The sequence below is a fragment of the Streptomyces sp. NPDC001492 genome (genome assembly GCF_053597275.1).
Genome location: NZ_JBSFHW010000078.1, coordinates 19,827 through 29,022, shown reverse-complemented (window position 1 = coordinate 29,022; position 9,196 = coordinate 19,827). Strand labels below are relative to the sequence as shown.

Below are 9,196 nucleotides of genomic sequence, written 5' to 3'. Positions count from 1 at the left end.
GTCGCACACCACAGCCACCACATCCGCCGACAACCCCGCCTGACGCGCGAACAGCTCCACCACCGAAGCCCCCGCCACCGGCACCGACGTGTCATTCACCACGACCAACCGGTCACGCTCCACCGACCCCAGCACATCCACCCGGCCCACCAGAACCCGCGGATCCACCACCAGGGCCCGGACGAATTCCAGAAATTGCTGGGAGAAGCGTTCCAGATCAGCCTCGCTATAGTGCAGGCCATTACCCTCGAAAGATATCTGGAGGTCGCCGACGACACGACTGTCGTAGTACATGATGATCATTAGCTCGTCGGTCACGCCCGGGCTGCAACCGTCCCAAGCGGTCGTGCAGTTGTCGAACTCCATACCTGTGACAAAGGGAAGGACATTCACGCACGTACCGAAGGGTGAACTGGCGATCGAGCCATCGATTCCCGAGCCGCGCCGGATGGCGGCAACCTCGTATGCGGAGTGCCGAATTCCGGCTTTCATCTCGGCGTCCACCTCACGGGCGACGTCCGTGAAACTGGACGACAGCGGCACCCGAACGCGCAGCGGAACGATATTGGCTCGCATTCCGTATGTGTTCCTCAGGGCCCCGGCTCGGCTCGCGACAGGGGTCGAGAGGGTGAATTCCTCTGGATTTCCCTGGTGTCGGAAGAACGCCGCCATCGCGGCCGTCAAGAGTGTCGGTGCCGACACACCAATGGAGTCGGCGACGTCGCACCACCGAGCCATCTCACCCCGGTCCACATTCACGACGCGCCGCAGGGCAACCGGGTTGTCGGAACTGCGCTCACCCTGTAGTCGCCCCGCGGGAGGCAGATCCTCGAGGTATGTCCGCCAGTACGCCATGTCCTCCTGGTACCGGGCGGATCCGTAGTAGCGGGCGTCGTCCTCATTGATCTGCTCCGGTCCCGCGGACATGAGTTCCGGCAACGGTGTACCGTGCTTCATCGCCGCGTGGACGTCGTTGATCCGGCGCGTGAGCAACCGGAACATGCCGTACCCGTCGGTCACCACGTGATGGATGACGATCGACAGCATGAAGCGGGATTCACCGAGCTTCAGTACGCCCGCGCGGAACAGCAGATCACGCTGCAAGTCGAACGGCTCCCTTTCGAGCCCGGCAACCAGCACTCGCGCCTCAACTTCCGGGTCCGCTTCGCCGCTCACGTCGATGACCAATGGCGCCCAGTCGCCGATGTCGCGTACCACTTGGCGCAGTCCGTCGCCTGTCTCCATGAAATTGACGAGTGCAGTGCTGTGCTCGCTGAACACCTTCTGCAGCGTATGGACGAGGGTTTCCACATCCAGTTCGCCATCGATTATCCAGCGCCCCCCGATAACGTTCGACACATCGGGAGCGAACTTCTGCGACAGCCAAATGCCTTCCTGCCTGGGAGAAACCTTGAAGGACTCGGAAGACTGCATGCTCATCAAACTCCTTGAGTGCACTGGGCAGGAACGAGGGCGAGCGCGTCACAAGTCTTCCTTCGTGCAACCTCTCCAGTCAATTGAGCCCGAGTAATTGACGATGACCGGTGTTCAGCGAGAAGCGGGCACATGAAGAGCTTTGTTCCTGGTTGAAGGATCGCGGGAGGCCGAGCAGCACGCGAAATGCAGCCCGGTGGAATGCGAGATAAACGCAGGTCGCCCATGATGCCGAAATCGGGCCGGGTAACTGTCAGCGCCACAAGTGTGGGACCGGCACCCATGTCCCGGCGGACAGGACACTGCCGATGGCGACGGTGACCACCCCGGCAGGCACCACACCTACGGGCCGACCTCGACCACCGCGTTTCCGGCACCGGGGAGCCAGCATCACATCACAAACCATCTCTAAATGCAGATATCGGACAGTAGTCGTTTCGACAGCCTCCGCGCCTGCATTCCGTCCCTCCGTGAGTCCGCATGGCGGCCGCACGCATAACCGACTCCCGACCTATGTTGCCCCGCCACATGTGCGCCTGACCTGGGCGTTTCTATCGTGTGGCACCACCATCGAGTGGCACGACAACTCATTTGATTGCAGCTGGGACCTGCACCTTTTTGTCCTTTCGGCCCTCGAAGTCGGCACGGAACCAGCACGGGGGTGGCGGCACCGGTTCGCCGGCAGGGTGGAGGGCGCCGCCGGGGAGGGGAAGGCGAGGTGCTGGCCGCGATCATCTTCGTGGCCACCTCGGGCTGCACCTGGACCAACTCCCGCCAGGCTTCGGGCTGTCGGGAGTCACCGCCTTCCGTCGGTTCACCGAGTGGACTGAGGCCAGGGTGTGGGCCAAGCTCCACCGCCTGGTCCTGGACGAACTCGGATCCCACGGCGACTGGACTGGTCGCGGTGCGCGATCGCCTCCGTCAGCGTCCGCGCCCTCAAGGGGGGCAACTGACGGGACCGAATCCGACCGACCGCGGCAAGAACGGATCGAAAATCCAGCTGCCCGTCGACCGCCGGGGCCTGCCCCTGTCTGTCGGCATCTCCGCCGCCAACCTCCACGACAGTCAGGCCCTCATCCCGCTGGTCCGCGGCATTCCGCCCATCCGTTCCCGTCGCGCCCCGCGACGTCGGCGGCCCGGCAAGCTGCATGGCGACAAGGGGTACGACTACCGCCACCTGCGGTGATGGCTCGCTTCGCGGGGCATCCGGCAGCGCCTCGCCCGACAAGGCATCGAGTCACCGCCGGTGTCGCCTCATTACGGTGTGCCTCCTGTTGCGCGTACGCGGTGCAGGTCGTCCTCCAGCGCACCAGGCGCAAGCCCGGCAGTGAGCTCGCGCGCCCGCTCTGCGACCCGCCGGGCTGCGGCGGTGGCGATCGGCCCGTCGAGGTGGCGCCGTAAGCTGCGCCGGGGTTCTGAATCGCGGGAGGCGTGGGTGGGGCGGGATATGGTCCTCAGCGGCCGGTACGAGCTGGTCGAGAAGCTCGGGCAGGGCGGCATGGGAACGGTCCATCGGGGTGTGGACCGGCAGCTGCGCCGTACCGTCGCAGTCAAGCTGCTCTCCTCACAGCTGGCGCACGATCCGCAGTCGCGAGCCCGCTTCCGGCGCGAGGCCCACGCTGCCGCCGCGCTCAACCATCCAGCGGTGGCCACCATCCACGACGTCGGCGAGGAGCCGCACCCGGATGGTCCGCGGCCGTACCTGGTCATGGAGTACGTGCAAGGTGCCACCCTCGCCGAGGTCCTGCACGATGGCCCGCTCCCCGTCGCCAAGGCGGTCAACGCGGCCTGCGCGGTACTGGACGCGCTGCGCCACAGTCACGAACGCGGAATCGTGCACCGGGACATCAAGCCCTCGAACATCATGCTCACCGGACCCGAAACCGTGAAGGTCCTCGACTTCGGCATTGCCAAGGCGTTCACCGAGGCTGCCACCCGTATCACCGGCAGCGGTGCGGCCATAGGCACCCCGGCTTACCTCTCTCCCGAGCAGATCAGCGGCGCGGAGATCGACCACCGGGCCGATCTCTACGCGATGGGGTGCCTGCTGCACGAACTGCTGACCGGGCAGACCCCGTTCCGTGGCGATTCGCCGTTCGCCGTCATGCATCAGCACCTGTACGCCGAACCCGAGCCGGTCTCCCGGCTTCGACCGCAGATACCGCCGACGGTCGAGGCAGTGATCCTGCGCGCGCTGTGCAAGGACCCGGCGGAACGATTCGACGATGCGGGACAGATGCGCACAGCCCTCGCCGACGCCCTGGCACAGACCTCCATGCCGACGGCCCAGGCCACCACGCCCCGGCCCCCGGCGACGCGGTCCGCCGACCGAACCACGCTCCGCGACAAGTTCCGTATCTCACTGCGCCCTTCCGCCGACAGCGCCCTGGCTCTGTTCGGATGCCTGCTTTCGGTGCTGTGCGCACATGGCCAACTGGTGGACACCGCCCACTTCGGCCGGATCGCCATCGCGGCCGGTGTGCTGGGCGTGGTGACGCTGCCGTGGTCGACACGCCTGTCGTGTGCGCTGGGCTGGGGGCCGGTGGCCGAAGCTGTGGCGGTCAACTCCGAACTGCGGCGCGCCTACGTCGGATGGCACGGTTCGTATGTCGGTATCGCCGCTCTGCTGGCACTGGCCGCCGTCTGCTGCCTCGTCAGCGCGGTACGCAGCCGGGAGCGCGGCGTCGGCTCGCTGGTCGCCTTCTGGTTCAGTGCCACCGCGTCGATCTGGTACTTCCTCGACGACCTGCACAAGCTCTTCGTCTTCTACCTGCTGCTGTCCCTCGTGGCCATTGCCACTGTGTCGTGGGAGACGGTCGGACTCGTACGGCGCCGGGCGAGGAACGGACGGTCGGCGCCGGAAGGGCTCTCCGCCAGCCTGACGCCGCCTGGTCGCCGGCCCACGACCACATCGACCCGAAACCTCAGGGCATGACGAGGTCGAGGTCGTAGGGCGGGCCAGGAGTCGGGGCAGCCCGCGACTCCCCGCCCTCGACTCCACCAAGACCGTCTGCGTCATCAGCCTCCCCGGCGCCATCACCGGCCTCATCCTCGCCGCAGTCGACCCCTTCACCGCGATCCGCTACCCGATCGTCGTGATGTACATGCTGCTCGCCGCCGCACTGGCCGCCCTCACCGCGGTCCGCCTCGCCGAACGCGCCCTGTTCGACGACGCCCACCGCTTCCGGCCGCTCGCAGCGCAGCCCGCCGACCGCTGACGTTCAGACGCAGACCCGACGGTGAGCCGATCAACCCCAGATGTCCGACTTCAACGGAGCGTAGTCAGCACCAAGTCACTCGACCACCTTTGAGTCCCTGAACCGCCCTGTCGTGAGCTGGCATGGTGGTCGAACGCATAGCCCACCCCCGAACTATGTTGCCCCACCACATATGCCCCTGACCTGCGTGTTTCTACGGTGTGCCAACACGTACCCGTCCCCACCGCACACGAGGAAGTGGCGCACATGGCCTCCGCAACCACCGCTCCCCCACCACCCGCGAACCTGCGTCGCATCGTCGCCGCCAGCCTCATCGGCACCACCATCGAGTGGTACGACTTCTTCCTCTACGGTTCCGCCGCCGCACTCGTCTTCAACAAGCTGTTCTTCCCGGACTCGGATCCCCTGGTCGGCACGCTTCTGTCCTTCCTGACGTACGCCGTCGGATTCGCCGCCCGTCCGCTGGGCGCCCTCGTCTTCGGGCACTACGGCGACCGGATCGGGCGCAAGAAGCTGCTGGTGCTGAGTCTGCTGCTGATGGGCGGGGCGACGTTCGCGATCGGGTTGCTGCCGACGCACGCGACCGTCGGAGCCGCGGCGCCCGTGCTGCTGACAACTCTGCGTCTGATTCAGGGCTTCGCGCTGGGCGGTGAGTGGGGCGGCGCCGTGTTGCTGGTGTCCGAGCACGGGGATGCAAGGCGGCGCGGCTTTTGGGCCTCGTGGCCGCAGACCGGCGCGCCCGCGGGGCAGTTGCTCGCCACCGGTGTGCTGTCCCTGCTGACGGCCGTGCTGTCGGACGACGCCTTCGGGACCTGGGGCTGGCGGATTCCGTTCCTGCTCTCCGGAGTGCTGGTGATCGTCGGTTTGTGGATTCGTCTGTCTGTCGATGAATCGCCGGTGTTCCAGCAGGCGTTGGCGCAGGCCGAGGCCCGCAAGGCCGACCGGAGTGCGGAGGCGGAGAAGCTGCCGCTGGTGTCCGTACTGCGCCACCACTGGCGGGACGTGCTGGTCGCGATGGGCGCGCGCATGGCGGAGAACATCAGCTACTACGTCATCACCGCCTTCATCCTCGTCTACGCCACCACCTCGGCCGGCGTCTCCAAGCAGACCGCCCTCAACGCCGTACTGATCGCATCGGCCGTGCACTTCGCGGTCATCCCGGCCTGGGGCGCACTGTCGGACCGGGTCGGGCGGCGTCCGGTGTATCTGCTGGGCGCGGTCGGCGTCGGGCTGTGGATGTTCCCGTTCTTCTCCCTCATCGACACCGGCGGCTTCGGCAATCTGATCCTCGCGGTCACCGTGGGTCTGGTGCTGCACGGTGCGATGTACGCACCCCAAGCCGCCTTCTTCTCCGAGATGTTCGCGACCCGGATGCGCTACTCGGGCGCCTCGATCGGCGCCCAGTTCGCCTCGGTCGCGGCGGGCGCCCCGGCCCCCCTGATCGCCACCGCACTGCTGGAGGACTACGACAGCTCCACCCCGATCGCCCTGTACGTCATCGCCGCGGCCGTTCTGACGGTCCTCGCGGTGGGGCTCGCCAAGGAGACCCGGCAGCGAGACCTGGCCGACGTCGAAGCGTCCGCGGGCACGGAGCCTGCGACTGCCCCGGCGGCGGACGCCCGCACCGTGTGACCCGCCGTCATCCCGCCCCCGTACGCCTCGCGTACGGGGGTCAGTGCTGCGCGCGTGCCGACAACCGGTGCAGCCGCAGCGCGAGTTGGATCTCCAGGGCGCGGGCGGGGTCCTGCCAGTCGTCGCCCAGGAGGCGCGCGACGCGCTCCAGGCGCTGCGCCACCGTGTTGACGTGGACGTGGAGTTCGTCCTTGGTGCGGGCCGGGCTCATGCCGCAGGTGAAGTACGCGTCGAGAGTGTGCACGAGGTCGGTGCCGCGGCGTTCGTCGTAGGCGACGACCTGGCCGATGGTGCGCTCGACGAAGCCGGCGATGTCGCGGTCCCCGGCGAGCAGCAGGCCGAGGAAGCCGAAGTCCTCGGCTGCGGCACCGTCACCGGGGCGGCCGAGCAGACGCAGGGCGTCCAGGCAGCGCCGGCCCTCCGCGTAGGCGGCAGCCGCGGTGTCGGGGTGGGCGGCGAGGTCCCGCACGGGGGCGGAGGCGCCGACGGTGACCGCCTCGTGGACCGCCGTGCCCAGTTGGTGGGCGGTACGGCGGGCCAGGTCGGTGGCGGTGTCGCCGGGGGCCAGCGGCAGGAGCAGGACGGTGCCGCCGTCGCGGGCGGCGGCCAGGCCGTGCCGGGTCGCGGCGAGGTGCGAGGCGGCGGACCACAGGCGGCGACGGGCGTCGGCCTCCTGGTCGGCGTCGGGTGCGGTGCCGTCGAGTCGCGCGGCGAGCACCACGTGGGTGGCGTCGAGGTCGGCATGCAGCCGGGACGCACGCTCGCGCAGCAGGCGCGGATCGCGGTCGCGGGCGTCGAGGAGGTCGTCCAACAGCTCGCCGCGCACGCGCTGTTCGGCCTCGGCGGCCGAGCGTCTGGCGAGCAGCAGCAGCGAGGTGACCATCGCGGCGCGTTCCAGGGTGAGTTGGTCGACGGGGTCGAGGCCGGGGTGGCCGCGCAGGACGAGCGCGCCGAGCAGCTCGCCGCCGGCGGCCACGGCGGCGATCCAGTCGTCCTCGTGCCGTACGGCGTGCCCTTCGGCGCGGGACGCGTCAAGGGGCGCCGCCGGGGCGTCACTCGCCTCGGTGAACTCGACCGTCCCGTCGAGGACTTGGGAGACGGCCGCGGCCACGTCGTGGACCCCGCCGCCGCGCAGCACCAGCTCCGCGAGCCGGTCGTGGACGTCGGAGGCGCGCTCGATGACGGCGCTGCGGTCCCGGATGATCTCGTTGGCGCGCTCCAGGCCGGCCAGGGCCGAGCGGGTCTCGGTGAGGAGGTTGGCGGTGTCGATGGCGGCCGCGGCCAGTGCGGCGAACGAGCCGAGCAGCGCGATCTGTTCCCGTTCGAAGACCCGGGCGCGCCGGTCGGCCGCGAACAGGACCCCGATGACGTGGTGGCCCAGCATCAGGGGCACGCCGAGGATGGCGACCAGGCCCTCGTCGCGCACACCGTTGTCGATCGTCTTCGTGTGCTGGAAGCGGTCGTCCTTGAAGTAGTCGTCGGTGACGTACGGGCGGGCCGTCTGGGCCACCAGGCCGCCGAGCCCCTCCCCCATGCCGAGCCGCAGCTGCTGGAAGCGGGCGGCGACCGAGCCCTCGGTCACCCGCATGTAGGTGTCGCCGCGCTCCGGGTCGTTCAGGCTGAGGTAGGCGACATCGGTGCCGAGCAGGGAGCGGGCGCGCTGCACGATCGCCTGCAGCACGGCGTCCAGGTCCCGCAGGCCCGCGAGGTCGTGGGCGGTCTCGAAGAGCGCGGACAGCTCGGCCTCGCGGCGGCGGCGCCCCTCCAGTTCCGCGCGCACCCGCAGCGCGAGCAGTTTGGCGTGCTCCAGCGCGGCGATCGCCTCGGCGGGCCGTCCCTCGGCGCGGGCCAGCAGCACGGGCTGCTCGTAGGCTTCGGCGGACGCACCCCTGGTCAGCAGCTGGAGGAACGGCGTCTCGGCGCCGGTGAGCGCGCCTGCTGCGGCCTTGGCGTCGGTGCGCTCGGCGGACTGCACGTGATCACGGGACATGCCCACAGGATTACTCATGGCGAGGCCACCCCGTCAGCCCTGTGGATAACTTGCCGATGCACCGGTGCCTGCCCTGTCAGTGGGCGGTCCAGCCGCCGTCGAGGACGAGCGAGGTGCCGGTCACGAAGGAGGCCCGCGGGCTGCACAGATAGGCCACGGCCTCGGCGACCTCCTCCGGTTCGATGAGCCGTTTGACGGCGCTGTCCTGCAGCAGTACCTCCGACAGGACACGCTCCGCGGGGATGCCGTGCGCGTGGGCCTGGTCGGCGAGCTGCTTCTCGACCAGGGGGGTGCGCACATAGGAGGGGTTCACACAGTTCGAGGTGACACCGTGGGGTGCGCCTTCGAGGGCGGCGGTCTTGGACAGGCCCTCCAGACCGTGTTTGGCGGCCACATAGGCCGACTTGTAGGCCGAGGCGCGCAGTCCGTGGACGGAGGACACGTTGACGATGCGGCCCCACCCCTGCCCGTACATGTGGGGCAGCGCTCCGCGGATGAGCCGGAAGGGCGCCTCCAGCATCACGGTGAGCACGGTGTGGAAGACCTCGGGCGGAAACTCCTCGATGGGGCGCACCAGCTGCAGCCCGGCGTTGTTGACGAGGACGTCGGTGCCCGCGGCGGCGAGTTCGGCGGCGTCGAGGTCGGTGAGGTCGAGGACGTGTGCTTCGACCGTGCCCGCGAGGCCCCGGGCCTGCTCGGCGAGCGTCTCCAGGCCCGTGGCGTCCCGGTCGACCGCTCTCACCTTGGCCCCGGAGGCCGCGAGGCGCAGCGCACAGGCACGGCCGATGCCTCCGGCAGCGCCGGTGACGAGGGCTGTGCGGCCGCCGAGGTCGAGGGAGGGGGCGTGGGGAGCCGGGAGGGCGCTGGGCGGGGTCATGCCTCGACCCTAGGCAGCAGACCCTCCTCCCCACATGTGCTCAGC

At 69.1% G+C, this 9,196-nt stretch carries 6 protein-coding genes and 1 pseudogene; 4 read left to right on the top strand and 3 right to left on the bottom strand.

The features are described 5' to 3' along the window. A partial coding sequence (locus ACWC1K_RS48125; RefSeq protein WP_450840272.1) for a condensation domain-containing protein occupies positions 1-1,434 on the bottom strand: 1,434 nt, incomplete at its 3' end. A gap of 667 nt (positions 1,435-2,101) precedes the next feature. Here ACWC1K_RS48125 and ACWC1K_RS48120 point away from each other — a divergent pair. The 4 genes and pseudogenes from ACWC1K_RS48120 to ACWC1K_RS48105 all read left to right on the top strand — a co-directional run. Further along, positions 2,102-2,698: pseudogene (locus ACWC1K_RS48120) on the top strand (IS5 family transposase); the annotation flags it as partial. A 171-nt stretch (positions 2,699-2,869) separates the two neighbouring features. After that, entirely contained in the window at positions 2,870-4,369 is a 1,500-nt protein-coding gene (locus tag ACWC1K_RS48115) for a protein kinase domain-containing protein (protein ID WP_450840275.1), read from the top strand. Next, positions 4,323-4,652 carry an ABC transporter permease gene (locus ACWC1K_RS48110; RefSeq protein ID WP_450840274.1) on the top strand — a complete coding sequence of 110 codons (330 nt, stop codon included), beginning with the start codon at positions 4,323-4,325 and terminating at the stop codon, positions 4,650-4,652. Before ACWC1K_RS48115 ends, ACWC1K_RS48110 begins: the two co-directional genes overlap by 47 nt. 246 nt (positions 4,653-4,898) lie before the next feature. Next, on the top strand, positions 4,899-6,284 hold the full coding sequence (locus tag ACWC1K_RS48105; protein WP_450840271.1) for an MFS transporter: 1,386 nt from the start codon (positions 4,899-4,901) through the stop codon (positions 6,282-6,284). 40 nt (positions 6,285-6,324) lie between these two features. Here the strand turns inward: ACWC1K_RS48105 and ACWC1K_RS48100 are convergent, their stop codons facing one another. Beyond that, positions 6,325-8,274 (bottom strand): helix-turn-helix domain-containing protein, encoded by a 1,950-nt coding sequence (locus ACWC1K_RS48100; protein ID WP_450840270.1) that lies wholly within the window; start codon positions 8,272-8,274, stop codon positions 6,325-6,327. A gap of 76 nt (positions 8,275-8,350) precedes the next feature. After that, the gene (locus tag ACWC1K_RS48095; RefSeq protein ID WP_450840269.1) at positions 8,351-9,151 is read right to left on the bottom strand and encodes a 3-hydroxybutyrate dehydrogenase; all 801 of its coding nucleotides are present in this window, start codon (positions 9,149-9,151) and stop codon (positions 8,351-8,353) included. Between the last annotated feature and the right edge of the window lie 45 nt (positions 9,152-9,196).